Origin of the sequence: Citrobacter sp. MNAZ 1397 (assembly GCF_023613995.1) — a bacterium.
Lineage (GTDB): Bacteria > Pseudomonadota > Gammaproteobacteria > Enterobacterales > Enterobacteriaceae > Phytobacter > Phytobacter ursingii.
In genome coordinates, this window is the sequence record NZ_JAKIVH010000001.1 from 2,418,589 (window position 1) to 2,444,006 (window position 25,418).

The window sequence follows — 25,418 nt, forward strand, 5'->3', positions numbered from 1 at the left end:
CGCTGCGCTTAGCCGGGCTACCTCACTTCCTACTGCGCTCGATCGATCACCTCTCCCTCAAGGGAGAGGGCGCAAACAGCAAAAACGGCAACCAGGAGGTTGCCGTTTTGCTTTGACTTTCGAATGAAATAAATTTGTGCTTCAGGTCACACTGTTATTACAATGTTACGAGTGGTACCCAGACCAGGAGCTTATGTATGACTGTAAAAGTTATCGTCACTGATATGGACGGAACTTTTCTTGACGACGCCAAACAATACGACCGCGATCGTTTTATGGCGCAGTTTGCCCAACTCAGGCAGCGTGATATTGAATTTGTCGTCGCCAGCGGCAACCAGTATTACCAGCTCATTTCCTTTTTCCCGGAGCTGAAAGATCAGATCTCGTTTGTCGCCGAAAACGGCGCGCTGGTCTTCGAACACGGCCAGCAACTCTTTCACGGTGAGCTTACCCGTCACGAAGCACAGGTGGTTATCGGCGAATTACTCAAAGACAAAGCGCTGAATTTTGTCGCCTGTGGGCTGGAAAGCGCGTGGGTCAGCGAAAACGCGCCGGATAGCTTTATCGACCTGATGGCAAAGCACTATCACCGCCTGCAACGCATCAGCGACTACCACCAGATTAACGATACCCTGTTTAAATTCTCGCTCAATTTACCAGACAGCGATATTCCGCAATTAATTGATAAGTTACATGTTTCGCTCGATGGCATCATGAAACCTGTGACCAGCGGCTTTGGTTTTGTCGACCTGATTATCCCCGGTTTGCACAAAGCCAACGGCATTACCCGTTTGCTCAAACGCTGGCACGTCTCCCCGCAGGCGTGCGTGACGATAGGTGACAGCGGCAACGACGCCGAAATGCTGCGCATGACCGATTTTTCCTTCGCGATGGGGAATGCCAGCGATGCCATTAAAGCCATTGCCCGTCATCGCACCGATGACAACAACCACCAGGGCGCACTGAATGTGATTCAGGCGGTTCTGGACGGCACCCCGCCGTTCCAGTGATATTGTCTGCCGGAGCAATCGCTCCGGCCCCTTCCCTTCTCGCTTTCCTGCCCTTCTTTCAGCTTTGTGCTCTGCATCAAGTTTTTAAACTTGCATTAACTTATTTTTAACTTAAATTATCAATTGTAAGCTTAATTACTTTCGAATGAAAGATTGCGAGGTCGTTATGACGTTCACCAGCGAAACTTTACCCGTCGACCATAAAGCGGCTATCCGGCAAATGAAGCAGGAATTGCGCCAGCAAATGGGGGACGTGAAAGCCGTATTCAATCAACTCCACGCGCGGATTAGCCAGCGTGTCGCAGAGATCAACGCGTTAAAGGCACAGGGCGAGGATGTCTGGCCGGTCATTCCCTTTGAAGATGTGAAACAGGGACGGGTAAGCGAGCAACAGCGCGCGCTGATTAAACAACGCGGCTGTGCGGTGATCAAAGGGCATTTCCCTCGCGAGCGAGCGCTCGGCTGGGACCGCGATATGATGGCCTATCTTGAGCAAAACCATTTTGACGATGTTTACAAAGGGCCGGGTGATAACTTCTTCGGCTCTCTCGATGCTTCCCGGCCGGAAATTTACCCTATCTATTGGTCACAGTCACAAATGCAGGCGCGCCAGAGCGACGAAATGGCCGCCGTGCAGTCATTCCTCAACCGCCTGTGGCGCTTTGAAAGCGAAGGGACAACATGGTTTGACCCTGATGTCAGCGTGATTTATCCGGACCGTATTCGGCGCCGTCCACCGGGAACGACATCAAAAGGTTTAGGCGCTCATACCGATTCAGGCGCACTGGAACGCTGGCTGCTGCCGGCATATCAACGGGTATTTGCTAACGTCTTTAACGGTCGGCTGGACGAATACGATCCGTGGGATGCCGCGCATCGTACCGAGGTGGAAGAGTACACCGTCGAGAACACCACCAAATGTTCGGTATTTCGCACCTTCCAGGGCTGGACGGCGCTGTCCGATATGATCCCCGGCCAGGGGTTGTTGCATGTCGTGCCGATCCCGGAAGCGATGGCGTATGTACTGCTTCGCCCACTGCTTGACGATGTGCCGGAAGATGAATTGTGCGGTGTGGCACCGGGCAAGGTGCTACCCATCTCTGAGAAATGGCATCCGCTGCTGATAGAGGCGTTAACCTCTATCCCGGCGCTGGAAGCGGGAGACTCCGTCTGGTGGCATTGCGATGTGATTCACTCCGTCGCTCCGGTAAACGATCAAAAGGGCTGGGGTAACGTGATGTATATTCCCGCCGCCCCCCTGTGCGAGAAAAACCTCGCCTGGGCGCGTAAAGCAAAAGTCGCGCTGGAAAATGGCGCTTCGCCAGGTGATTTTCCGCGCGAAGATTATGAAGCGAACTGGGAAGGGCGCTTCACGCTGGCTGATTTGAACGAGTATGGAAAACGGGCGCTGGGGATGAACTAAACGTCATAAAGCCCTTCCCGCTCCACGGCGGTACGTCGTTGCCCCGGACGTATCCGCCGAACCGACTCTCTCACCACCAGCATGCCATTAATCAACAGTGAGCCAATTGCCGCCTGCGGGCGAATCAGCCGTTGCTGCAGCATATAAACCGCCTCAGTGCCGAGTTCATCACGCGGCACATGAACCGCCGTCAGCGGCACGTCCTGAATCGCCGCCAGGTTGAAGGCGTCAATGCTCATCACCGAGACATCCTGCGGAACGCGTAAACCGCGCTGCTGCAACGCCCGTACGGTCCCTTCTGCCATAAAATCTCCCCCGACTAAAAAGGCGGTCGGCGGATTTTTATGTGCGGCGCCATCGAGCCACTCCGCAACCCGCGACTGCGCTTCTCTTGCGCTAAAACTCGGCACCGTTATCAGATCGCGCTTGCTTTGAAAGCGCAAATTTCGCTGCTGCCAGGCGTCTTTAATGCCCGCCAGACGCAGATCCATGGTATAGCGGCGCAGGCACATAACGACCACCATATCGCGATGGCCGGAATCGAACAGATAGTCAGCGGCAAACTCACCAATCGCCCGGTGATCCGGAGCGACCGTCGGCAAACGCATCCGCTTATCGCGGCAGTTAATCAGTACGCAAGGTTTGGCAAAGTCTGCTGCCAGTTCGTGAATGTGCGGATCGTCAATCCCCAATAAAATTGCCGCCTGGGTTTCCGGCTCATTCATTCGTGCAATAAAGGCATTCGCATCGCTGTCCAGCTCTTCCAGCGGGCAATAACGCAACCGCACCTCGTGGGAATCCAGTGCCTTGCTAATGCTCTGAATTACCCGGTAATAAAAGATATCGGAGCGCTCATCGAATGCCCTCTGTGGCGCGAAGATCACCAGGTTATTGAGCAGCAACCGCCCGGCGGCAATCCCGTCCATTACCCCTAATTCACGCGCACATTCCAGTACCAGGCGTCGGGCCGTTTCGCTGGTATTGGCCTTCCCTGCCAGCACCCGGGAAACGGTGCTGGTCGACAGGTTGGTGCGCCGGGCGATTTCAGTGATTTTTAGCTTTTTATCCATTCTGTGATCTTGCTCCGTTTCCGCGATGGGAAAATTTTCATGAAACATAAGTCTCATGAATACTGGTCCGGGAAGCATAGTGCCCTTTTCTTTGGCGAATTGATGAGAATCCTTGCACAAAATCCACTTTGGCTGCCCCTTTTTCTCCCCTAACGTAAAGATGTCGTACAACTTCCATACTAGTTGTCGGTGTATTTCAGGCTAAAGCAGAAAAAAATCCCCATGCGGTCCAGATCGGTATAACAAATTTCGAATGGCCCGCAACGACTTCCCTACAGAACGGTGCGTGGAGAAAAAAATGAGCCAGGGAATCAACAATAATGAAGTGGTGGCAAGCAAAAGCCGCCGGATAGTTAAAAAGTTACGCTGGTGGGTGCTGGTCCTGTTTTTACTGGGCGTCACGGTAAACTACATCACCCGTAACTCACTCGGTATTCTTGCCCCCGAACTGAAAACCAGTATGGGGATCACGACCGAACAGTACTCCTGGATTGTGGGTGCTTTTCAACTGGCCTATACCCTTTTTCAGCCGCTATGCGGTTGGCTGATTGACGTCATTGGCCTGAAAGTGGGCTTTATGATCTGCGCCATTATCTGGGCCATCGCCTGTATCGCCCATGCCGGAGCCGGAAGCTGGTTGCAACTGGCTATTTTGCGCTTCACGATGGGGGCATCCGAAGCGGCCGCTACGCCGGCGAACGCCAAAACGCTGGGTGAATGGTTCCCGAAATCAGAGCGCCCGGTTGCTGCAGGCTGGGCTGGCGTCGGTTTCTCGATTGGCGCCATGCTGGCGCCGCCAATTATCTATTTCGCCCACGCCTCTTTTGGCTGGCAGGGCGCCTTTATGTTTACCGGTGTTCTGGCGCTGGTGTGGGTGCTGCTGTGGTGGGCGTTTTACTCTAACCCGGAAAAACACCCGAACCTGAGCAAGGAAGAACTGGCCTACATTAAGCAGGACAACGAAGCGCCTGCGGTCAAACTTCCTTTCTTTACGGCGCTGAAAACCGTCGCCAAAAACAGACGTTTTTACGGTATCGCCATCCCGGCGTTTATGGCTGAACCGGCCTGGGCCGTGCTGAGCTTTTGGGTCCCCCTGTATCTGGCGAAAGAACACGGAATGGACCTTAAGCAAATCGCCATGTTTGCCTGGCTCCCCTTCCTTGCCGCCGATCTGGGCAGCGTGGCGAGCGGTTATCTCACCAAACTGTATACCCGCTGGTTCGGCTGCTCACGGGTAAACTCGGTAGTGGCAAGCTCCGTCACCGGCGCATTTCTGATGATCTCGCTGGGCATCGTCGCGATAACCCGCGATCCCTATATCACTATCGTGCTGATCTCTATCGGCGGCTTCGGCCACCAAATCATCTCCTGCATGCTGAGCGCGCTGGTCGTGGAGTCCTTTGATAAAGGCCAGATGGCAACCGTTAACGGCATGCGCGGTTCCGCGGCATGGATAGCCAGCTTCCTCTTCTCTCTGCTCATTGGCGTTACCGCTGACAAAATAGGTTTCAATCCGCTGTTTATCGCCATGGGCTTTTTTGACCTGATTGGGGCCATTTTCCTGGTGTCATTTATTGCTGAACGTCGCGCAAAACGCGTCTGATTATGGATGTCTGATATGAAAATTTTGAAAAACTGGACCTTACAAAAACAGGCGGCTCACCATATTGAACTGTTGGTGGATGGGCAACATACGCTATGCCTGTATGTGCTGGAACCGACGCTGTTTCGCGTGCTGTTAAAACGTAAAGGTGAACTGGCGCTGGACAGGACCTGGAGCATTGCGCCCGGGCAGGATGTACCATGGGAAGGCCGTAACCGTGAAGATATCAGCGGTTTCAGTTGCCCGGACTGGACGCTTGAGCAACAGGATCAGCAATTGGTTATCGCCACCGAAGCGCTACGAGTCACCGTACACCAGCCTTTGTGGCTGGAATGGCACTACCGTAATGAGGCCGGAGAGTGGCAATGGCTGGCAGGCGATCGCCCCACCAGCGCCTATCAACTTAATGCGCATGGCGACGGCGTCGCGCATTACCTCAGCCGTAAAAAAGATGAGCGGTTTTACGGTCTGGGCGAGAAGGCTGGCAATTTGCAGCGTAACGGCAAGCGTTTTGAGATGCGCAATCTGGATGCGATGGGCTATAACGCGGCCAGTACCGATCCACTTTATAAACATATTCCGTTTACCCTCACCCGCCGGGACGACATCAGCTACGGTCTGTTTTATGACAACCTGAGCAGTTGCTGGCTGGATTTAGGTAATGAAATCGATAATTACCATACCGCCTATCGCCGCTGGCAGGCCGAAGCGGGCGATATCGATTATTACCTGTTTACCGGCGCGCGGGCGCTGGATGTCACCAAAGCGTTTGTCCGCCTGACCGGAAAGACCCTGTTCGGGCCGAAGTGGAGTCTGGGCTACAGCGGTTCCACCATGCATTACACCGATGCGCCGGATGCGCAAAACCAGCTGATGAACTTTATCCGTCTGTGTGAAGAACACGCGATTCCCTGCGATTCGTTCCAGCTCTCTTCGGGCTATACCTCGATTAATGGCAAGCGCTATGTCTTTAACTGGAACTACGACAAAGTGCCGCAACCCAACGTCATGAGTCAGGCCTTCCACGATGCGGGCCTGAAACTGGCGGCCAATATTAAGCCGTGCCTGTTGCAGGACCATCCGCGCTATCCGGAAGTGGCAGAGAAAGGTCTGTTTATTCGCGATTCAGAAACCGATGTGCCTGAACGTTCAAGCTTCTGGGACGATGAAGGTTCTCACCTCGACTTTACCAATCCACAGACCGTCAAATGGTGGCAAGAAGGCGTCACCACGCAACTGCTGGAGATGGGTATCGACTCAACGTGGAATGACAACAACGAGTTTGAAGTGTGGGACGGTGAAGCACGCTGCTACGGTTTTGGCCGCGAGATTGCCATCAAACATATTCGCCCGGTGATGCCGCTGCTGATGATGCGAGCCTCGCTGGAAGCACAGCAACGGTTTGCCCCGGATAAACGTCCGTACCTGATTTCCCGTTCCGGCTGCGCCGGGATGCAACGTTATGTACAAACCTGGAGCGGCGATAACCGGACCAGTTGGGAAACATTGCGTTTCAACACCCGAATGGGGCTGGGGATGAGCTTGTCCGGGCTGTATAACGTGGGGCACGATGTGGGCGGCTTCTCCGGTGATAAACCGGATGCTGAGCTGTTTGTTCGCTGGGTACAAAACGGCGTGATGCACCCGCGTTTCACCATCCATTCGTGGAATGACGATCACACGGTGAACGAGCCGTGGATGTATCCGGGTGTGACGCCTGCCATTCGCAGCGCGATTGAACTGCGTTATCGCCTGTTGCCCTATTTTTATACCCTGCTGTGGCAGGCGCATGCGGATGACGAACCGATGCTGCGACCGACCTTTCTCGATCATGAGAATGACACACAGACATTTGAAGAGTGCGACGACTTCCTGCTCGGCCGCGATATTCTGGTGGCCAGCGTGGTCGAAGAAGGCCAGCGCCAACGCCGTGTCTGGCTGCCTGCGAATGAGACCGGCTGGTATGATTTTTATACCCATGAATGGTTCTGCGCCGGGCAGTGGATTGTGCGCGACGCGCCGCTGGAAAAACTGCCATTGCTGGTCCGCGCGGGGGCGGGGTTGCCGCTCAGCGAGCGAATCAGACACGTTAGCGCGACGGCGGATGATACCCGTGAGCTGAAACTGTTCCCGGTGAAAGGGACGGGGCGCTCAGCCGGGTTGCTGTTTGAGGATGACGGTGAGAGCTGGGGTTATCAGAACGGGAATGCCCTGTGGCTGGAATGGGAAATGGTGTGCGACGCGACAACCGTCAACCTGAAGATCAGCGCGCGCGGGGATTATCGTCCGGCGTGGAAGGCGCTGAAGGTGTCGTTACCGGCGGGCGAAGGACGTAAGCTTTTGATCAACGGCGAAGAGCGGAGCGAGTGGGTGCGGTAGTCCCCTCGCCCCGGCCCTCTCCCAAAAGGGCTGAGGAATCCCCGGTAATCTTACGTTTTACAGCGATAACACTGCGTAATAAGAATAAAACAGTGACAGCGATGACAGGGTCCGGCTGAAAATCGATGAGGCGCTGGCGGCTGACCGGGGCCGCCCGCAGGGAAGCGGGCGGAGGGGATAGCCTACAAGGACACAGGCCGGTCCCCGACCCGACAGTCAGACGACATAAGCCTCATGGAACGCGAAGCGGCGATTTTCCTGGCCGGGAGCCCGGGTCGCCAGGGTGGCGGCGGTGAGCCACCCTGGCACGTTCACGGGTTCTGTCGCGACAGAAAAGCAAGGAACATAAGGTGAACGGAACGACCATCAGAGCCGCATTTCCCCCTCACCCTGACCCTCTCCCTCAGGGAGAGGGGATCGTTCGTGCTCGCATTTTTGTGGGGATTCCTCACCCTATGGGGGAAGGGGTTATCGCCTTACTCGATACCTTTACTGCGCAGGTAATCTTCGTAATTACCCGTAAAGTCGATGACTTTCTCCGGCGTAATCTCAATCACACGGGTCGCCAGCGAGCTCACAAATTCACGGTCGTGAGAGACGAAAATCAGGGTGCCCTGATACATCTCCAGTGCCATGTTCAGCGATTCGATCGATTCCATATCCAGGTGGTTGGTCGGTTCGTCCATCACCAGAATATTGGGTTTTTCCATCATCAGCTTGCCGAACAACATGCGGCCTTTCTCGCCACCGGACAGCACCTTCGCGGGCTTTTTAATATCGTCCTGGCTGAACAGCAGACGCCCCAGAATGCTGCGCACCGCCTGCTCGTCATCCCCCTCTTGTTTCCACTGGCTCATCCAGTCAAACACGGTGAGGTCGTTTTCAAACTCGTACTCATGGTCCTGCGCATAATAACCAATCTGCGCATTTTCTGACCATTTCACGCTCCCTTTGTCCGCTTCCAGTTCACCCACCAGCGTTTTCAGCATGGTAGATTTACCCACGCCGTTCGCACCGAGGATAGCGAGCTTCTCACCCACTTCCAGCAGCAGATTAACGCCTTTAAACAGCGGACCTTCATCAAACCCTTTGGCGAGGGCTTCCACTTCCAGCGCGTTACGGAACAGTTTCTTATCCTGCTCAAACCGGATGAACGGGTTCTGACGGCTGGAGGCTTTAACTTCTTCCAGTTTGATTTTATCAATCTGGCGCGCACGGGATGTCGCCTGACGAGATTTAGACGCGTTAGCGCTAAAGCGGCTAACAAACGACTGCAGATCGGCAATCTGCGCTTTCTTCTTGGCGTTATCCGCCAGCAGACGTTCGCGCGCCTGGGTTGCCGCCGTCATATATTCGTCGTAGTTGCCCGGATAAACGCGCAGCTCGCCGTAATCCAGGTCAGCCATGTGGGTACAGACCATATTCAGGAAGTGACGGTCGTGCGAAATGATGATCATGGTGCTGTTACGCTCGTTGAGCACCTGCTCCAGCCAGCGAATGGTATCGATGTCCAGGTTGTTCGTCGGTTCGTCGAGCAGCAGGATGTCAGGATTGGAAAACAGCGCCTGTGCCAACAGTACACGCAGTTTCCAGCCTGGCGCCACTTCGCTCATCGGACCGTAATGTTGCTCAACCGGGATCCCGACGCCGAGCAGCAGTTCGCCTGCGCGCGCTTCGGCGGAGTAACCGTCCATCTCGCCATACTGTGTTTCGAGATCGGCGACTTTATAGCCGTCCTCTTCGCTCATTTCGGCCAGACCGTAGATACGGTCACGCTCCTGCTTCACTTCCCACAATTCACCGTGGCCCATGATCACGGTGTCGAGGACGGTGAACTCTTCAAAGGCGAACTGATCCTGGCGCAGCTTACCGATGCGTTCATTGGGATCGAGCGAGACATTCCCCAGCGTCGGCTCTAAATCGCCGCCGAGGATTTTCATAAAGGTGGATTTACCGCTCCCGTTGGCGCCGATCAGGCCGTAACGGTTGCCGCCGCCAAATTTGACGGAAATGTTTTCAAACAGCGGCTTGCTGCCGAACTGCATGGTGACGTTGCTGGTGACTAACACGGAATTATCCTGAAATGTGTGACAAACACCCTATTATGCCACAATTCCGAATTAGATTCCTGCCCGGAAACGAAGGGCTAAAATGAAACCAAAGGGAAAAAAGTGTGATTTCGTACACATCTCAATTCCCTGTGCGCGGGAATGCACATATAATGCGCTCCCATCTATTAGAAAGAACCATTAACCTAACGGCCTGTGGCACGAATCTCGCACACCATGAATATGAAATTAACAACGCTTTTAGCGGCGGCGTTTGCCGTCGTGGGCTTTTGCAAAACCGCGTCTGCTGTAACTTATCCGCTTCCGACCGATGGCAGCCGAGTGATCGGTCAAAACCAGGTCGTAACCATTCCAGAGAACAACAGCCAGCCGCTGGAGTACTTTGCCGCGCAATATCAGATGGGTCTTTCCAACATGCTGGAAGCGAACCCGGGTATTGATGCCTACCTGCCGAAAGGCGGTACGGTGATGAACGTACCTCAGCAGCTGATTCTGCCGGATACCGTCCATGAAGGTATCGTTATCAACAGCGCCGAAATGCGTTTGTACTATTACCCGGCAGGCACCAAAACCGTTATCGTTCTGCCGATCGGTATCGGCCAGTTGGGTAAAGACACCCCGATTGCCTGGACCACCAAAGTAGAACGTAAGAAAGCCGGTCCGACCTGGACCCCGACGGCGAAAATGCACGCTGAATATGCTGCCGCAGGTCAACCGCTGCCGCCAGTGGTTCCGGCAGGCCCGGATAACCCGATGGGTCTGTACGCACTGTACATTGGCCGTCTGTACGCTATCCACGGCACCAACGCCAACTTCGGTATCGGCCTGCGCGTAAGCCACGGCTGTGTGCGTCTGCGTAACGACGACATCAAATTCCTGTTCCAGAACGTACCAGTCGGCACGCGCGTACAGTTTATCGATGAGCCGGTAAAAGCCACCACCGAGCCGGATGGCAGCCGTTACATCGAAGTACACAACCCGCTGTCCACCACCGAAGCGCAGTTCAATGGCGGCGAAATCGTACCGATCGCGCTGACGAAAAGTGTCCAGAGCGTGACCAGCCAGTCTGACGTTGACCAGAATATCGTCGACCAGGCAGTGCAGAACCGTTCCGGTATGCCGGTTCGTATAAACTGATCCCTATGCAGGCATGAAAAAAGCGGGTTTAAAACCCGCTTTTTTTTATCCGTTATTCACCACAATGATGCCGCCATGATCGTAGCGGTAGCGGCAATGGGCGTACTCCAGCGGTGTGCCGTCCTCCAGATAAATCACCTGCTCTACTTCCAGCACCGGATCCGTCTCGTCACAGTTCAGGTATTCCCTGTCCTCAACGCCAGGTTTCAGTGCGCGCACGATGCGGTAAGAACCCATGATTTTAAGCGCCAGATCGTCCTGCACATAACGAAACACCGAACTTTCCAGATGTCCACGGTTAAGACCCGGCACCAGATTTACCGGCATCAGGGTAAATTCCAGCGACACCGGCTCCCCTTCCAGCAGGCGTAAGCGATTAAAGTCATAGACCGGCTCGTCAGGGCCTAGCAGTAACGAGTCCTGTTCTTTCTCCGTCGGGAAACGCAGTTCAAATTTGATGATTTTGCTGGTGACCTGCCCCACATTTTCCCAGGTCTTGGTTGCGCCGTAATAGTCACTGCCCGGTAAATCCCAGCGGGAGAGTTGCATAAAATTCTTGCGCACAAAGGTGCCCAATCCTTTGCGGGTATAGACCAGCCCTTCGACAATCAGCTGACGCATCGCCTGCTGGATGGTCATGCGGCTGGTCCTGAATTCCGCCGCAAGGGCAAACTGATCGGGCAATGGCTCACTGGCCGAATACTGCTGACTCAGGATCCGATGTTTAATTTCGCGCGCAATAGAAATGTATTTCGACGCCATTGCCTTTCCTTCTTATTATTCAGCTATCCCATTGTTTCTTAAGGCCACTCTCTCGGCTATTTTGAGGAAAGGCAGGTAGAAGAATACACCAAAGACGATGATTATCAACTGAACCACTACCGCTCGCCAGTCTCCCGCTGTCGCCAGCCAGGCGCTTAGAATAGGCGGTGTCGTCCACGGGATCATTACCACGCAACGCGACATCCACCCCAGCGTGGTACACAGCCAGGCAAAGTAAATACCGATGGCCGGTAGCAGAACAAAGGGGATCATCAGCGGCAGGTTAAAGACGATCGGCAGGCCGAAGATAACCGGTTCGTTAATGTTAAACAGCCCCGGTGAAATCGACAGCCGTGCCACCTGTTTCGCCGATTTCTGCCGGGAGAAAATGAATATCGCCAGCAACAGGGAAATCGTACTCCCCGTCCCGCCAATCATGCCGAAGGTCGGCACAAAGATATTATTAATGATATGTGGAATCGGCTGACCATTGGCAAAGGCCAGCATATTTTCATTGGTGTTGATAAGCAGGAACGGTTCCAGAATCACCCCATTCACCACCGACTGATGAATACCCAGCGTAAACAAGAAGTTGCCGAAACTATAAATAAAAATCGTCCCTGGCAGGCTGGTGTTAATCAGCCGCAGCGGTTGCTGGATAAGTGTGGTGATCAGATGAATTAAATCGGTATGCAGCACATTCGCCAGTACGGCGGCGATCACCGCGAATGTCGACAGGGTGATAATGGTCGGAATCAGCGCGGAAAAGGATTTACCCACCGCTGGCGGTACATTTTCACCCAGCGAAATATTCAGCTTTTCGATGCCTGCGATGCGAATAAACAGCTCTGTCGACAACAAGCCAATAATCACCCCGGCGAAAATGCCGGTGGAGCCGATATTGGCAAAAGAGAGCAGCTGGCTGACGGTAACCGTCGTTTTCGCCCCGTCCGGCACCACTTCCAGATGCATCGGCATCATCATTATGTAGCTGGAGAGCGCGATAACCACCGCCGAGACCGGGTTATCAAAATTGCGATTGCGCGCCAGAGACCAGGCGGTCATGGGCGCAATCAATAGAGCAGCAATATTCAACGTACCGTTGATGACCGCTTCCCCCCAGACCTTAAAGCGCACTAACGTCTCGCCCTCCAGTACCCACGGGAACACCACGTTATTGACCAGAACCGCCAGACCGGCAAGGATAAAAATCGGCATGACGGCGGCAAACGCGTCCCTTAAGGAACGCAGATGGACCTGGTTAGCCAGGCGAGCGGAAAAATCGACGAACTTATCCACAAAAGACTGCATGTTCGCTGTTGTATTTGTTTCAGGCATCATGGTCTCCCTTCGTTCGGCATCAAACGGTACGCGGCTCTTTACAGTTCGCGGCCATTGCTGTGAATCACCTGTTTTAACCAGGCATAGCTACGTTTTGGCACGCGTTTGAGATCTTTAAGGTCATGGTTTTCGCGATTGACGTAGACCACGCCATAACGCTTACGCATATCGCCCTGTGAGCTCAGAATGTCGATAAGCCCCCAGCCGAGATAGCCCACGACCTGCGCGCCATCTTCAAAAATGGCGTCTTTCATCGCCTGCAGGTGATCCCGGTGATAGGCAATGCGGTAATCGTCATTAATCGGATTCACCCCATCCCACGTTTCAATCACGCCGATACCGTTTTCAATGGGGAAAACAGGTAAACGCCAGTCGTTATAGTAGCGGGTGATAATGGCGCGAAAACCGAGAGGATCAATTTGCCAGCTCCACTCGGTGGCCTGCAGATACGGGTTGGGCACATCGCCCTCTTGCAGGAAGTCGTTAACCGGCGTGTCTGCTGCGATCGCATCGCTGTTAAGCGTCTTACTGGCGTAATAGCTAAAGGCCATATAGTCGCTTTTCACCCGCGCAATCAGCGCCAGGTCATCAGCACGATAGATATCGTTAAAGCATTCACGCTCAACGACCGCCATTACCGCCGGGCTATAGCCCTGGCCGGCAAACACGCGAAGGAGATTTTGATTGAGGAACTCATCATATTGCTGGGCGCAAAAAACATCGCGCGGTTTACAGGTCGCGGGATAGACAAGTTGATGCGCCAGCATACCGCCCATCAGCTTGCCGGGTTTAGTCTCATGCAGGTAGTGAGTGAGCTGTACATGAGCCATCATCACGTGATGCTGGATTTGATACAGTTCGCGCAATGTTTTGTCGCCACGCAGATAGCCGCTAACCCGAAACGCTTCCGGCATATGGTAGATATTCTGCTCGTTAAAGGTCAGCCACCAGGTGACGCGATCGCCAAAACAGTCGATCATCTTCTGTCCGTAACGGACAAACGCCTCCAGCACACGACGATCGGTAAAACCGTTATATTTTTCCGCCAGCGCCAGCGGCATGTCGAAATGGTACAGGCAGATCATCGGCGCAATGCCGCGGGCGATCAGATCGTTGATAAAACGGTCATAGAAGGCGATGCCCTCCTCATTGAACGCGCCGTCGCCGTCCGGGCAGACGCGACTCCAGGCTATCTGAAAGCGGTAGCAGTTCATGCCTAAATCGCGCATGTAATCAAAGTCTTCCTGATAACGATGGTAGGAATCGGTCGCCACTTTCCAGTCGGAAGCAAACTCGCTGGCTTCGCGGATATCGTAAACCGAGGGCCCTTTTCCGCCCTCATTCCACGCCCCTTCGGTCTGCATACTGGAAACGGAATTTCCCCATAAAAAGCCTGACGGCAGCGTTTTACTCATCTGGACATCTCCTTCATCATATGACTAGTCATTTAATTTATATGACTAGTCATATAGCCAAAGGTGAAAAGTCAGGCAAAACGAAAGGATCGTTTTTGTGAGCAAGCTTGAGAAATTAGACGGGAAGAAAAATCCCCGGTCAGCGAGATGCCGCCGGGGAAGATCAAAAGCGGGTTTACTTGTGGGCTAGCTGGTTACGGCGGTATTCCCCCTGGCGTTCCAGCATCCAGCCGGGATATTCGCGCGGCAACGCACTCACCGCATCAAGCTGGCGGAGTTCGTCGTCGGTGAAGCGAATATGGGTGGCGGCGATATTGTCATCAAGCTGATCGGGGCGTTTAGCGCCAATGATCACGCTGCTCACCACCGGCTGATGCAGCAGCCAGGCCAGCGCTATCTGTGCGACAGAGACGCCTTTTGCTTCGGCGATAACGCGCATCACGTCGATGCAGTCAAATGCACGGTCTTTGTTTACCGGCGGGAAGTCAAACTCCAGGCGACGACTGCCCTCTTCGCCTTTGCCATCGCGGCTGTATTTACCGCTCAGCAGGCCGCCCGCCAGCGGGCTCCAGACCATCAGGCCAACGTTTTCGCTTTGCAGCATCGGCGCCAGTTCACGCTCCAGGTCACGCCCGGCGATAGTGTAATAAGCCTGCAACGAGGCGAAACGTGCCAGCCCCAGGCGTTCAGAGATACCCAGCGCTTTGGCGATTTGCCATGCCGCCCAGTTAGAAACACCGATATAACGAACATGCCCATGCTGTACGAGATTATCCAACGCGTAGAGCATCTCTTCCATGGGGGTCGCCGGGTCAAAGCCATGCAACTGATAGAGATCGATATGATCCAGTTGCATTCGTCGCAGGCTCTCTTTTACGCTGCCAATAATGTGATAGCGGGAGCTGCCGCGCGAGTTCACGCCCGCCGTGCCGGTTTCGCCGAACACTTTAGTCGCCACCACCACATTTTCACGCGGCACTTTAAGATTTTTCAGTGCCTGGCCGGTAATTTGCTCGGAGCGGCCTTCGGAATAGACGTTGGCGGTATCAATAAAATTGATGCCTGCGTCCAGCGCGCTGCCGACCAGCTTGTCCGCCTGCGCCTGGTCCAGTTGCCCAATTTTGCCCCACATGCCGCCCTCACCGCCGAACGTCATGGTCCCGAGGCACAGTTCAGAAACAAACAGACCGGTATTGCCGAGTTTTTGATAACGCATTTGGCGTCTCCTCACACTGTTGGTTGACGCAGATAGTTATACGCAATACGGCGTGCTGTGGAATGTGGCGATCCTGTCTGTTTCTTGCCCAATCCTCTAAACCTTATCCGCGCGGGGCGTCGCCAAACACCGAATACTCCGGCAAACGCACCTGCTGATAAGGCTCCCAGCCGCCGCCAAGGGCTTTATACAACGCCACTAAGTCCAGACTGCTCTGTACACGCGCCTGTGCACGCTGCTGCTCCGCCTGCGCAAGTTGACGTTGGGCATCAAGCACATCGATAAAACTGGCAATACCTTGCCGGTAACTGTCGCTGGCCAGGGTAAACGCGTTATGCAGCGCATCGAGGGTTTTATCCAGCCCGGCCTCGCGCTGCTGATCGGCGCGATAGCTAACCAGCGCATTTTCCACATCACCCAACGCTTCCAGCACCGTCTGGCGATAATTGAGCACCGCCGCGCCCTGCTGCGCGCGGGCCAGTTTCACGCTGGAGACCAGCCGCCCGCCCTGAAAGATAGGAATAGAAATCTGCGGACCGAAACTGTAGAAATGGCTGCTCCAGTCGGTGAGCCAGTCGGTCTCACTGTTACGCAAACCAAACTGCCCACTCAGCGTCAGGCTTGGGAAAAGCTGCGCGACGGAGACGCCAATTTGTGCCGTGGCGGCATGTAATGAGGCTTCCGCCTCACGAATATCCGGGCGTCTGCGGGCCAGCGTCGAGGGAATGCCGGTTGAAACCAGCGCAGGCAGCTTCGGCAATGGCTGCACATTCCTGAGCTCCCCGTCCAGCGCACCTGGCGGTTTGCCCAACAAAATCGCCAGCGCATTCATCGCCTGACGCTCCTGGGCCTGATACTGCGGCAGTTGCGCCTCCAGGCTCCCCACCTGAGCCCGGGCATTTTCCACGTCCATTTGCGGCGACAGCCCGCTACGCTGGCGGTTATCCGTCAGGGCAAAAGTTTGCTGCGCGGTCTCGATTTGCGTCTGCAACGTGGAGATTACGCTTTGTGCGCCGCGCAGTTGCAGCCACGCGCGCGCCACTTCCGCCTCCAGTGACACCAGCGCATCGTTGCGCTGCTCAATCGCCTGTTGCTGCTGTGCCTGCGCTCCTTCAACCTGACGGCGCACTTTGCCCCAGAGATCCAACTCCCACTGCGCGTCGAAACTCCCCTGATAGAGGTTCACCGGCTGGGTTAATGCCCCCAACGCGCCGGCGATTTGCGGATCAACATTGTCCAGCTGGCCGTAAACATCATGAGATTTAAGCTCCCCTTCCAGCCCCAGTTGCTGACGCGTGGCTTTTACGCTGCCGTTGACCGCCGGTAAAAATGCGCCGCCAGCCTGATTAATCTGTTCGCGCGCGCCTGCGATACGCAGCACTGTTTGTTGCAATGAGAGATTCCCGGCGATCGCACGCTCAATCAGACTATTGAGTTGCGGTGACTGAAAGCTGGTCCACCAGCGCGGATTAACCGCCTGCGACACCGCTTGCGAAGCCACGGTTTTATCGCCCGGATCGTTCCAGTGCGTTGGGGTTTGCGGCGATGGCTGCTGGTAATCCGGACCCACGCTGCAGCCTGCCAGCCAAAGAGAGAAAAATGTCAATGAAACACCACGCCTGGACATATTAATGTGCTCCTGCGCTGCCTTCGCTCTTAATGGGCGAAAGCAGTAAACAAAAAGGAATCAATAACAGTGCGACAATGCTGAGCAGCGTGAACACGTCGATATAAGCCAGAAAACGCGACTGCGCGATCATCGTTTTATACATCTGCCCCATTGCTGTATTCATCGGATCACCCACCAGGGCAGTGAAATTGCGGATCGCTTGCGCCGATTCGCGCACCGCCAGCTGGAAGGGTTCATTAAGCGGCGACATGTTATATGCCAGATGCGCGCTGTGCGCCTGCGAGCGTTCGGTTATCGCCGCCGTGGAAAGTGAAATACCCACCGATCCCGCGACATTACGGAACATCGTGAACAACGCGGCCGCATCGGCATTAAGCTGACGCGGAATGGTGATAAACGCGATGGTGGTCAGTGGCACAAACAGAAAACCCAGACCAATGGACTGCGCGCTGCGAAACAGCATCAGGGTTTCGAAATCAATATCCGGCGTCAGCGTTCGCGACCACCAGAACGAAGCCGCAAGGCAGAAAAAACCAAAGGCGATAATCCAGCGCGTCTGCACGACAGGCATCAATTTGAGCACCAGCGGGATAGTCAGCACAATCAATACCGCCCCCGGCGACAGCACCAGCCCTGACCAGGTGGCGGTGTAGCCCAGATCCTGCTGCGCCAGTTGTGGGATCACCACCGAACTGCCATACAGGATCATCGCCATACCTGCCATCAGCAGACTGGAGACAGCAAAGTTTTTATCTGCCATACAGCGCAGATCAACGACCGGCTTTTTGGCGTACAGCAGCCAGTAAATCGCCCCGACAATGCCGACTGCCGTCAGCACGGCAAAAATACGCGTAAAATCAGAGGCAAACCAGTCCTCGTCCTCCCCACGGTCCAGCATCACCTGAAGGCAACCGAGTCCGAGGGCGATAAGGCCGATCCCAGGCCAGTCGATGGTCAATTTTTTGTCCGACTTGCGCTCCCACGGCGGGTCTTCCAGTAACTGATAAATCGCGAGCACCGTAACAATACCGACCGGAATATTGATAAAAAAGACCCAGCGCCAGGAGTAGTTATCGGTGATCCAGCCGCCCAGCGTCGGCCCCATTACGGGGGCAACAATGATCGCAATCGAAGAGAGCCCAAACGCCTTACCACGATCCTCAGGCTTGAAGTAATCCAGCAACACCGACTGCTGCGTTGGCTGTAAGCCGCCGCCAAAAAAGCCCTGCAACACGCGAAACAGGATGATTTGCCACAACTCCGTCGCGATGCCGCACAAGAAGGAGCAAACGGTGAACATCACTATGCAAATCAGGAAAAACTGCTTGCGACCGAACACGCGGCTGAGAAACGCCGAAATGGGCAGCACGATACCATTGGCCACCAGATAACTGGTCAGCACCCAGGTGGATTCGTCGTAACTGGCGGAAAGCGAACCGGCAACATGCGGCAGGGCAACGTTGACGATGGTGGTATCGAGGATCTCCATAAAGACCGCCAGCGTCACCACCCAGGCAACGGCCCATGGATTACTGGCTGGTCGCCAGTTTTCATGGCTAACGTCAGTCATTCAACGGTTACCTTCGGTTCAACTGACAGGCCAAGCGGCAACGGACGATTCGTATCCAGCCCTTTATCAATGACGATTTTCACCGGTACGCGCTGAACGATTTTGACGAAGTTACCGGTGGCATTCTCAGACGGGAAGGCTGAAAACTTCGAGCCGCTCCCCTGTTGAATACTGTCAACATGCCCTTCCAGTTCCAGATCCGGCCAGGCATCGACCTTCACTGTGACTTTATTGCCCGGACGCATGCGTTCAAGCTGAGATTCTTTAAAATTCGCCGTCACCCAGATTTGCGGTGAGACCAGGGAAAACAACGCCGTGCCCGCCTGGACCAGCGTGCCGGTTTGCACATTACGCTTGGTGACAAAACCGTCGAACGGCGCGCGAACCTCGGTCCAGGAGAGATTCAGCTCGGCAGTTTCAAGCTGTGCTTTCGCCTGATCCACCTGGCGCTGACGGGCCTCAACATTGGTCTCCTGCTGGCGAATCTGCAACTGCACCTGATCCGCCACTTCCAGTTGCGCCTGCGCGCTCGCCAGTTGTGCCTGCGCGCTGCGTAACTGGGCATTGGCGCTGTCGATATTTTGTTGCGTGGTGGCGCGAGGGTCGACACCGCGTTGGCGTTTATAAGCCGCCTGCGCATTGGCTAAATCCGCCTGCGCTTTCAGCACCTGTGCCCGCGCTTCATCGCGCTGAGCCGGATATTGTACTTTCGACAGATCCAGTTGCGCCTGCGCCTGGTGGAGCTGCGCCGTCGCCAGCCCAAGTTGCGCCTGCGCCTGATCGCGCTGCGCCGTGGCATCACGGGGATCGATGACGACCAGCAGATCGCCCTTTTTCACCTGCTGGTTATCCTTTACCCGCAATTCAGTGACGTAACCCGCCACTTTCGGCGCAATGGTGACCGCATCGCCGTCGGTAAACGCATCGTCTGTCGTCTCTTCATTGCGGGTAAGTAGCCACCACACCAGCGCAACAACAACCATTACTATCACCACAACGCCGAGGATAATGAGGGGCTTTTTACCGGGGCGTTTGCGGTTTTGCGTCTCTTCTGTTTGAGTTTCCTGCCCGTTCTCAGGGGCGGTTGAATGTTCTGCCATAGTACGCAACAGTCCTGTCAGTGAACGGCGTCACAATTACGCCGTTCACTAAACTTAGGCGGTAGCTATACATTTGCCAGGATAAACTGACAAATCAGCACTATCTGACCAGGAATAGTCCGTAGCCAACCAGCGCGGCCCATAGCAGCATGGGGAGGGAATAAACATGGAAGCGCCACCAGATGCGACGATCGTTCGCCATTCGCAACGCAATCAAATTGGCCAGCGAGCCGGGCAACAGGCCAAATCCACCGACATTGACCGCCCAGGCCAGCAGCGTATCAGGCGGCACATAATTGAGCAGCAAAATGGTCGCGGGCACATTACTGATAAACTGCGACAGGCCAATGGCGGTTAACCACAGACCCGACGGCGAAAGCTGGCTGGCGCCGGTCAAAAGATGATGCAACGCGGGCAACTGGATCAGCAAATGCACGTCGATAAACATGGCGATAAATACCAACAGCAATGTCCAGTCTACGCTCAGCACAACACGTCGCGCGAGCAATAAGAAGCCCACAGCCACCACGACCAGTCCCCACAGTTCCTGTTTTAGCTCGAGCGCCGTAATAAAAACCAGGTAAAAGCCCAGGCAGCTCCAGACCAGCCTGGGCTGCCAGTCCGGATTTTTAACACCGCTATGGTAGTTAAGCGTCTTGCTGGAAAAACAGAACCAGCATAACGCCAGAAGCGTTGCCATCATTGCCAGTGCCAGCGGCGTCATCTGCCAGATAAAGGCCGGGAATGACATCCCGGAACGTCCCCAAATCAGGATATTTTGCGGGTTGCCAATGGGGGTTAACAACGAACCCGCGTTCACCGCCAGCGCCTCAAAAATGATCAGCCGATTGACCGGGATTTCACACAATTTCTTTAAGGTGATGGTAAGCGGCACCACAATAAACAGTGCCACGTCGTTGGTCAGGAAGGTTGAAAGCAGCGCTGCAGCAAGGACCATAAACATGGCCAGTTGCCGCTCGGTGCGAAAACGCCGCACCATGCGACGCCCCAGCACATCAAAATAGCCGCTCAGTTCTACGCCTTTGGTCAGCAGCATCAAACCGCTGAGGGTAATAATGGTGTGCCAGTCAATAGCACCCGGCCAGGCGGCAGGCGCAAAAGGAACGGCAAAACAGAGACCCAAACCAATAATCAGCAGGAGGTGCAAAAAGCGATCGCGCAGCAACGCGCGAAAGAATGGAAGATTCATTCAGACGGCAACCCTTGTTGCAAAGTGAACTGACGAAAACGCTCAAGCGTTTCTTCACTGACGTGGTGTTCCATTCCTTCCGCGTCACGGCGGGCAATTTCCGGGCTGACGCCCAGTACCAGTAAAAAACTTTCCACAATTTGATGACGTTCGCGGCTGGCCTGCGCGAGCCTCTCCCCTTCCGGCGTCAAAAATACCCCGCGCCAGGGAATTTGCTCGATCAGCCCTACCGTCGCCAGTCGTTTTAACATCTTTGCCACTGTTGGTTGTGAAACACCCAGCCGCGCTGCCATATCCACCTGGCGGGCTTCGCCCACTTCGTGGATTAAATCTGAAATCAATTCAACATAATCGTCGATCAGCTCGCGGCGATGCGCTTCGCGCACCTGACGAAAGCCTTCGACATGCTCTTCAACATTTACCAGCGTCACTTTTTTTATTGTGTGCTTACCTGCGCGACGGTTCATTGTGCTTCCTCTGAGGTGTGACGCGATACCCGCATCATATAAGAGAAGGCACATTGTAAACCATAGGTGAACCAGCACAAAAAATTAACGTCTTAGCCATAGCTATAAAATATAGCCTGTGCTATATCTGTATGTAATACGTTCAACCCAACATGGATGGTCGGGAGCGAACAAGTCAGTAAGGAGGTCAATATGAACGAATTTCAGAGGTGCATGAGCGTGTTTACTCACTCCCCGTTTAAAGTTCGTCTGCTGCTGCTGAATATGCTGTGTGATATGTTCAACGGCAAGCCACAGAAAGACGATAAAACTTCTCATTAATGCGGCGTCGCGGTACGCCGCTTCATTTTTCCGTCACATTCACCCGCTATATTCGGATCGCCCGCCCATAATTTTCACTTATTTGTTTGATTTGCAACCGCCCTCCCAAAACGACACGGTAGCAGGTGTTGACCTTCTGCACGGCTAACTTTATCTTTGCGCAGCCCTGCACAAATTGCGGCTCGCAGAAGCGGACCTCTCCCCCTCTCCACGCACTGTCCGGCAGGTTTTGACCCTTTCGCCAGGGTGAGCACATGGCGTTTTCGTGAAGTAATCTATGAGCATAATCCTTAAAGAATCCGTTGCCTTCCGCAGCCAGACAATCAATCCGTGGACAGGTTTCTATTTTCTCCAGTCAATGTTGATTAATTTTGCTCTTGGTTATGAATTTAGTGTCCTGTACGCCGTCGTCTTTACCTGTGCTCTGTGCGTACTGTGGCGGCATGCCCCCCGGGCGCAAAAAATCGTTATTGGAATTACCTCGCTTGTCGCCGCCTGCTATTTCCCGTTTGGCCAGGCCTATGGCGCACCGAACTTTAATACTTTGCTGGCCCTGCACTCGACCAATATGGAAGAGTCGACGGAAATTCTGACGATTTTCCCATGGCATCACTATGCTATCGGCGCGTTTATTTTTGCGCTGGGCATTGTGTCGCTGCGTCGTCGGGTAACGCAGCCGTCAACCCCGTGGCTCAAATGGGATACGCTCGGGGTGGTATTCTGCGTCGCGTCCTATTTTATTGGCCCGGTGCAAAACCACTTCCGCGGCTTTGAGTTCAGACTGATTGATACCGGTGTTCCGGTACTGCGCTTCGTCCGCGATGTTGCGGTGAACAACTATGAAGTGGTGAAAGAGCAGGAAAACATGGCGCAGCTCGCCAGCATGAAGGACACCTGGACTGTCCTTGGCGTCAAACCGAAGTATCACACCTACGTGGTGGTGATTGGCGAGAGCGTACGCCGTGACGCGGCGGGCGCCTTTGGCGGCCACTGGAATAATACACCGTTCGAAAGCCAGGCCAATGGCACTTTCTTTATGGATTACATCTCTGCCAGCGGCTCGACGCAGAAATCGCTGGGCCTGACGCTCAACCGTGTGGTTGATGATAAACCGCAGTATCAGGATAATTTTGTCACCCTCGCAAACCGCGCAGGCTTCCAGACCTGGTGGTTCTCTAACCAGGGCCAGATTGGCGAGTATGACACTGCCATTGCCAGTATCGCGAAGCGCGCGGATGAAGTGCAGTTCCTGAAAAGCGGTGATTTCGAAGCGGATAAAAATACCCGTGATGAAGATTTGCTTAAGCTGACCAATCAGGTTCTGGCCACCAAACGCAATCAGCCGCAGTTGATTGTGCTACATCTGATGGGTTCACACCCGTCCACCTGCGAGCGCTCCGGCGGTAAATACAGCGAGTTCGTGCAGTCAAAAGAGACCTCTTGCTATCTCTATTCCATCACCGCGACAGATGAACTGTTGGGTAAACTCTACTCGCAACTCGTTGCCACGAATGACAGTTTCTCTATGGTCTATTTCTCTGACCACGGGCTGACATTCAGAGAGCGTGGGACGGACGTACAGTATCTGGCACATGACGACCTGTTCCAACAAAACTTCCAGGTGCCGTTTATGGTGCTGTCGAGCGATGACACAAAGCATCGGGAGATAAAAGCGCGCCGTTCCGCGAACGATTTCCTGAGCTTCTTCTCACAGTGGACGGGGATTACCACCCAGGAGATTAAAAATGCTTACCCGTTCATGTCCGAGCAAAAGGCCGGGCCAGTCTACATTACCAACTTTAAGTTACAGAAAATTGACTATAACCGCCTGGCGACAGATGTTTTCGATACGCACCGCTAAGCGCTATTCCTGAACAACAGGCAAAAAAAATCCGCCCCTTGAGGCGGATTTTTTATTGCCAGCCGTATTAGAAACGGTAGCCGACGCCTGCGATCCAGGTGCCTACGTCAACGCTACGAATACGAGACTGCTCGTAGGAGAAGTCCAGTGCAACGTTTTCCATCGGGTTGAACTGCAGACCCGCGCCATAGGAGAAACCGTAGTCGCTGGTGTCTGATGCTTTAGCAGTGTCAACGGTCTGCTGGAATTTACCGTAGCCAACACCCACAACGCCGTAGATGCTTGCCCAGTCGTTCAGACGGTAAGCCGGACCTGCAGTGATACCGTAGTACTGGCCTTTGTTATAGACGCCATCTTCAGTGCGATCTTTTTCAGTGTACGTGAAGGAGCCAATAACGCCCAGCGGGTTGTTGTCCTGCTCGTAGCGGTATTTCAGGTTGAAGCCGTTTGCTTTGTTTGCTACACCCTGAGCGTCGCTCTGTGCGTAACCACCGGTAACAGTGGAAGTTGCTGCAAAAGCGGAACCTGCGGATACCGCCAGAACAGCGGCCAGTGCTGAAAGACATGCAATTTTTTTCATAACCACCTCAAATGTGCTTCAAGTAAATCCTAAGTTTTAAATATATCAAAATTTGTTAAGAAACTCTTTGGGATAAACGATGTCTAAAGAGCCATTTCATGTAACAGAACATTTCACATGCTTACTAACTCTTTCATTAAACGGATGTTTTTCCGCAGAACGTGCCATTATGAAGCTTACTATCCGGCATGTTCATCCAGATTATTCCTAATCGGCATGGTTAATTAACCATCAGATGTCATCTATTTTACGTATTTTTAGCCGCTGTTTTTCAACAAAGTCTCAACCAGCCGGGGCTATTTCAAGTAGACTGCAAGGCTTTACCATGATTGACATAATTTGACAGGAGAAAGGATGCCTGGGTCGTCTCGTAAGATACCGGTGTGGTTATCAGTATTGGTGTTACTTGTTGCGATGTGTTCGATACAGGGAGGCGCATCCCTGGCTAAATCGCTGTTTCCGGTCGTGGGCGCGCCGGGAATGACGGCGCTACGTCTGGCGTTGGGGACGTTGATTCTGGTGGTGGTCTTTAAGCCCTGGCGTCTGCGCTTTACCCGAGAACAGCGCATGCCGCTGCTGGCATATGGTTTGTCGCTGGGTGCGATGAACTATATGTTTTATCTCTCTATTCAGACAATACCTCTGGGTATTGCGGTTGCGCTGGAATTCGTCGGCCCCCTCTCCGTTGCCCTTTTTGGCTCCCGTCGCCCTATTGATTTTTTGTGGGTCATTCTGGCGGTGCTGGGCCTGTGGTATTTATTACCGCTTGGTGACAATGTTTCCCATGTGGATTTAGCCGGTGCGGCATATGCACTGGGCGCAGGCGCATGCTGGGCTGTATATATTATTTCTGGCCATAAAGCCGGAGAAGAACATGGCCCGGCGACCGTTGCCCTGGGTTCATTAATAGCGGCACTGGTTTTTGTACCTTTAGGAACTTTCCAGGCCAGCGTAGCATTATGGCAATGGTCAGTGCTGCCTTTGGGCGTTGCGGTTGCCATATTATCCACCGCCCTGCCTTACTCCCTGGAAATGATTGCGCTCACCCGTTTACCGACACGTACGTTCGGAACGTTGATGAGTATGGAACCCGCCCTGGCTGCAATATCCGGTATGATTTTTTTGAGTGAAACGTTGAATCTTCAACAAGTTGGCGGACTGACATGTATTGTGATTGCCTCCATTGGCTCAACAATGACGTTACGCAGGGAAGTCAAAGTCGAAAAAGTTGATATAGGATAATAATTATTATTC

20 protein-coding genes are annotated in these 25,418 nt (G+C 54.0%); 8 read left to right on the forward strand and 12 right to left on the reverse strand.

Features of this window, described 5'->3' with window-relative positions; genetic code table 11:
• The first annotated feature begins 197 nt into the window (after nt 1-197).
• Both L2097_RS11330 and L2097_RS11335 read left to right on the forward strand, forming a co-directional pair.
• Nucleotides 198-1,010: a Cof-type HAD-IIB family hydrolase gene (locus L2097_RS11330; protein ID WP_047371144.1), complete on the forward strand. Its 813-nt coding sequence runs from the start codon at nt 198-200 to the stop codon at nt 1,008-1,010.
• 166 nt (nt 1,011-1,176) lie between these two features.
• Nucleotides 1,177-2,433 carry a DUF1479 domain-containing protein gene (locus tag L2097_RS11335; RefSeq protein WP_142519150.1) on the forward strand — a complete coding sequence of 419 codons (1,257 nt, stop codon included), beginning with the start codon at nt 1,177-1,179 and terminating at the stop codon, nt 2,431-2,433.
• On the opposite strand, the gene L2097_RS11340 is transcribed toward L2097_RS11335, so the two are convergent.
• Nucleotides 2,430-3,503, reverse strand: coding sequence for a LacI family DNA-binding transcriptional regulator (locus L2097_RS11340; RefSeq protein ID WP_047373338.1), 1,074 nt, complete (start codon nt 3,501-3,503; stop codon nt 2,430-2,432). The two genes, L2097_RS11335 and L2097_RS11340, sit on opposite strands and share 4 nt — an antisense overlap.
• A 298-nt stretch (nt 3,504-3,801) precedes the next feature.
• Here L2097_RS11340 and L2097_RS11345 point away from each other — a divergent pair, with 298 nt between their 5' ends.
• Entirely contained in the window at nt 3,802-5,106 is a 1,305-nt protein-coding gene (locus L2097_RS11345) for an MFS transporter (RefSeq protein ID WP_229220967.1), read from the forward strand.
• Nucleotides 5,107-5,121: 15 nt separating this feature from the next.
• On the forward strand, nt 5,122-7,485 hold the full coding sequence (locus tag L2097_RS11350; protein WP_250352856.1) for a glycoside hydrolase family 31 protein: 2,364 nt from the start codon (nt 5,122-5,124) through the stop codon (nt 7,483-7,485).
• A 476-nt stretch (nt 7,486-7,961) separates the two neighbouring features.
• Here L2097_RS11350 and L2097_RS11355 read toward each other — a convergent pair whose 3' ends face one another.
• Nucleotides 7,962-9,554 carry an ABC-F family ATPase gene (locus L2097_RS11355; RefSeq protein ID WP_047371147.1) on the reverse strand — a complete coding sequence of 531 codons (1,593 nt, stop codon included), beginning with the start codon at nt 9,552-9,554 and terminating at the stop codon, nt 7,962-7,964.
• Nucleotides 9,555-9,770: 216 nt separating this feature from the next.
• Between L2097_RS11355 and ldtB the strand changes: the two genes are divergently transcribed.
• Nucleotides 9,771-10,691, forward strand: a complete 921-nt coding sequence (gene ldtB, locus L2097_RS11360; RefSeq protein ID WP_047371148.1) for a L,D-transpeptidase — start codon at nt 9,771-9,773, stop codon at nt 10,689-10,691.
• A gap of 45 nt (nt 10,692-10,736) precedes the next feature.
• On the opposite strand, the gene L2097_RS11365 is transcribed toward ldtB, so the two are convergent.
• The 9 genes from L2097_RS11365 to mntR form a co-directional block, all read right to left on the reverse strand.
• Nucleotides 10,737-11,453, reverse strand: a complete 717-nt coding sequence (locus tag L2097_RS11365; protein WP_047371149.1) for a GntR family transcriptional regulator — start codon at nt 11,451-11,453, stop codon at nt 10,737-10,739.
• Nucleotides 11,454-11,468: 15 nt separating this feature from the next.
• Nucleotides 11,469-12,791 carry a PTS sugar transporter subunit IIC gene (locus L2097_RS11370; RefSeq protein ID WP_250353161.1) on the reverse strand — a complete coding sequence of 441 codons (1,323 nt, stop codon included), beginning with the start codon at nt 12,789-12,791 and terminating at the stop codon, nt 11,469-11,471.
• Between the two features lie 41 nt (nt 12,792-12,832).
• Nucleotides 12,833-14,209, reverse strand: a complete 1,377-nt coding sequence (locus tag L2097_RS11375; RefSeq protein ID WP_250352857.1) for a glycoside hydrolase family 1 protein — start codon at nt 14,207-14,209, stop codon at nt 12,833-12,835.
• 175 nt (nt 14,210-14,384) lie between these two features.
• Nucleotides 14,385-15,425, reverse strand: coding sequence for an aldo/keto reductase (locus L2097_RS11380; RefSeq protein ID WP_085006860.1), 1,041 nt, complete (start codon nt 15,423-15,425; stop codon nt 14,385-14,387).
• Between the two features lie 103 nt (nt 15,426-15,528).
• On the reverse strand, nt 15,529-17,052 hold the full coding sequence (locus L2097_RS11385) for an efflux transporter outer membrane subunit (protein ID WP_085006861.1): 1,524 nt from the start codon (nt 17,050-17,052) through the stop codon (nt 15,529-15,531).
• A gap of 1 nt (nt 17,053) precedes the next feature.
• A complete protein-coding gene (locus L2097_RS11390; RefSeq protein ID WP_142519157.1) occupies nt 17,054-18,625 on the reverse strand; it encodes a DHA2 family efflux MFS transporter permease subunit in 1,572 nt (523 codons plus the stop codon).
• Nucleotides 18,622-19,725, reverse strand: coding sequence for an HlyD family secretion protein (locus L2097_RS11395; protein ID WP_142519158.1), 1,104 nt, complete (start codon nt 19,723-19,725; stop codon nt 18,622-18,624). Before L2097_RS11395 ends, L2097_RS11390 begins: the two co-directional genes overlap by 4 nt.
• A 100-nt stretch (nt 19,726-19,825) precedes the next feature.
• A complete protein-coding gene (locus tag L2097_RS11400; protein WP_085006864.1) occupies nt 19,826-20,935 on the reverse strand; it encodes an anion transporter in 1,110 nt (369 codons plus the stop codon).
• Entirely contained in the window at nt 20,932-21,402 is a 471-nt protein-coding gene (mntR, locus tag L2097_RS11405; protein WP_047371157.1) for a manganese-binding transcriptional regulator MntR, read from the reverse strand. Before mntR ends, L2097_RS11400 begins: the two co-directional genes overlap by 4 nt.
• Before the next feature lie 192 nt (nt 21,403-21,594).
• Here mntR and mntS point away from each other — a divergent pair, with 192 nt between their 5' ends.
• Nucleotides 21,595-21,723 carry a manganase accumulation protein MntS gene (gene mntS, locus L2097_RS11410; protein ID WP_039077199.1) on the forward strand — a complete coding sequence of 43 codons (129 nt, stop codon included), beginning with the start codon at nt 21,595-21,597 and terminating at the stop codon, nt 21,721-21,723.
• Nucleotides 21,724-22,000: 277 nt separating this feature from the next.
• Nucleotides 22,001-23,584, forward strand: a complete 1,584-nt coding sequence (locus L2097_RS11415; RefSeq protein WP_085006865.1) for a phosphoethanolamine transferase — start codon at nt 22,001-22,003, stop codon at nt 23,582-23,584.
• Between the two features lie 67 nt (nt 23,585-23,651).
• Here the strand turns inward: L2097_RS11415 and ompX are convergent, their stop codons facing one another.
• On the reverse strand, nt 23,652-24,164 hold the full coding sequence (ompX, locus tag L2097_RS11420; RefSeq protein WP_047371160.1) for an outer membrane protein OmpX: 513 nt from the start codon (nt 24,162-24,164) through the stop codon (nt 23,652-23,654).
• A gap of 354 nt (nt 24,165-24,518) precedes the next feature.
• On the opposite strand from ompX, the gene rhtA reads away from it, so the two are divergent.
• Nucleotides 24,519-25,406, forward strand: coding sequence for a threonine/homoserine exporter RhtA (gene rhtA / locus L2097_RS11425; RefSeq protein ID WP_250352858.1), 888 nt, complete (start codon nt 24,519-24,521; stop codon nt 25,404-25,406).
• Nucleotides 25,407-25,418 lie beyond the last annotated feature (12 nt).

Excerpts from the sequence above, each read along its gene's own strand:
- L2097_RS11330 (WP_047371144.1), top strand. The coding sequence starts at position 198 with ATGACTGTAAAAGTTATCGTCACTGATATGGACGGAACTTTTCTTGAC.
- L2097_RS11335 (WP_142519150.1), top strand. The coding sequence starts at position 1,177 with ATGACGTTCACCAGCGAAACTTTACCCGTCGACCATAAAGCGGCTATC.
- L2097_RS11340 (WP_047373338.1), bottom strand. The coding sequence starts at position 3,503 with ATGGATAAAAAGCTAAAAATCACTGAAATCGCCCGGCGCACCAACCTG.
- L2097_RS11345 (WP_229220967.1), top strand. The coding sequence starts at position 3,802 with ATGAGCCAGGGAATCAACAATAATGAAGTGGTGGCAAGCAAAAGCCGC.
- L2097_RS11350 (WP_250352856.1), top strand. The coding sequence starts at position 5,122 with ATGAAAATTTTGAAAAACTGGACCTTACAAAAACAGGCGGCTCACCAT.
- ldtB (WP_047371148.1), top strand. The coding sequence starts at position 9,771 with ATGAATATGAAATTAACAACGCTTTTAGCGGCGGCGTTTGCCGTCGTG.
- L2097_RS11365 (WP_047371149.1), bottom strand. The coding sequence starts at position 11,453 with ATGGCGTCGAAATACATTTCTATTGCGCGCGAAATTAAACATCGGATC.
- L2097_RS11370 (WP_250353161.1), bottom strand. The coding sequence starts at position 12,791 with ATGCCTGAAACAAATACAACAGCGAACATGCAGTCTTTTGTGGATAAG.
- L2097_RS11375 (WP_250352857.1), bottom strand. The coding sequence starts at position 14,209 with ATGAGTAAAACGCTGCCGTCAGGCTTTTTATGGGGAAATTCCGTTTCC.
- L2097_RS11380 (WP_085006860.1), bottom strand. The coding sequence starts at position 15,425 with ATGCGTTATCAAAAACTCGGCAATACCGGTCTGTTTGTTTCTGAACTG.
- L2097_RS11385 (WP_085006861.1), bottom strand. The coding sequence starts at position 17,052 with ATGTCCAGGCGTGGTGTTTCATTGACATTTTTCTCTCTTTGGCTGGCA.
- L2097_RS11390 (WP_142519157.1), bottom strand. The coding sequence starts at position 18,625 with ATGACTGACGTTAGCCATGAAAACTGGCGACCAGCCAGTAATCCATGG.
- L2097_RS11395 (WP_142519158.1), bottom strand. The coding sequence starts at position 19,725 with ATGGCAGAACATTCAACCGCCCCTGAGAACGGGCAGGAAACTCAAACA.
- L2097_RS11400 (WP_085006864.1), bottom strand. The coding sequence starts at position 20,935 with ATGAATCTTCCATTCTTTCGCGCGTTGCTGCGCGATCGCTTTTTGCAC.
- mntR (WP_047371157.1), bottom strand. The coding sequence starts at position 21,402 with ATGAACCGTCGCGCAGGTAAGCACACAATAAAAAAAGTGACGCTGGTA.
- mntS (WP_039077199.1), top strand. The coding sequence starts at position 21,595 with ATGAACGAATTTCAGAGGTGCATGAGCGTGTTTACTCACTCCCCGTTT.
- L2097_RS11415 (WP_085006865.1), top strand. The coding sequence starts at position 22,001 with ATGAGCATAATCCTTAAAGAATCCGTTGCCTTCCGCAGCCAGACAATC.
- ompX (WP_047371160.1), bottom strand. The coding sequence starts at position 24,164 with ATGAAAAAAATTGCATGTCTTTCAGCACTGGCCGCTGTTCTGGCGGTA.
- rhtA (WP_250352858.1), top strand. The coding sequence starts at position 24,519 with ATGCCTGGGTCGTCTCGTAAGATACCGGTGTGGTTATCAGTATTGGTG.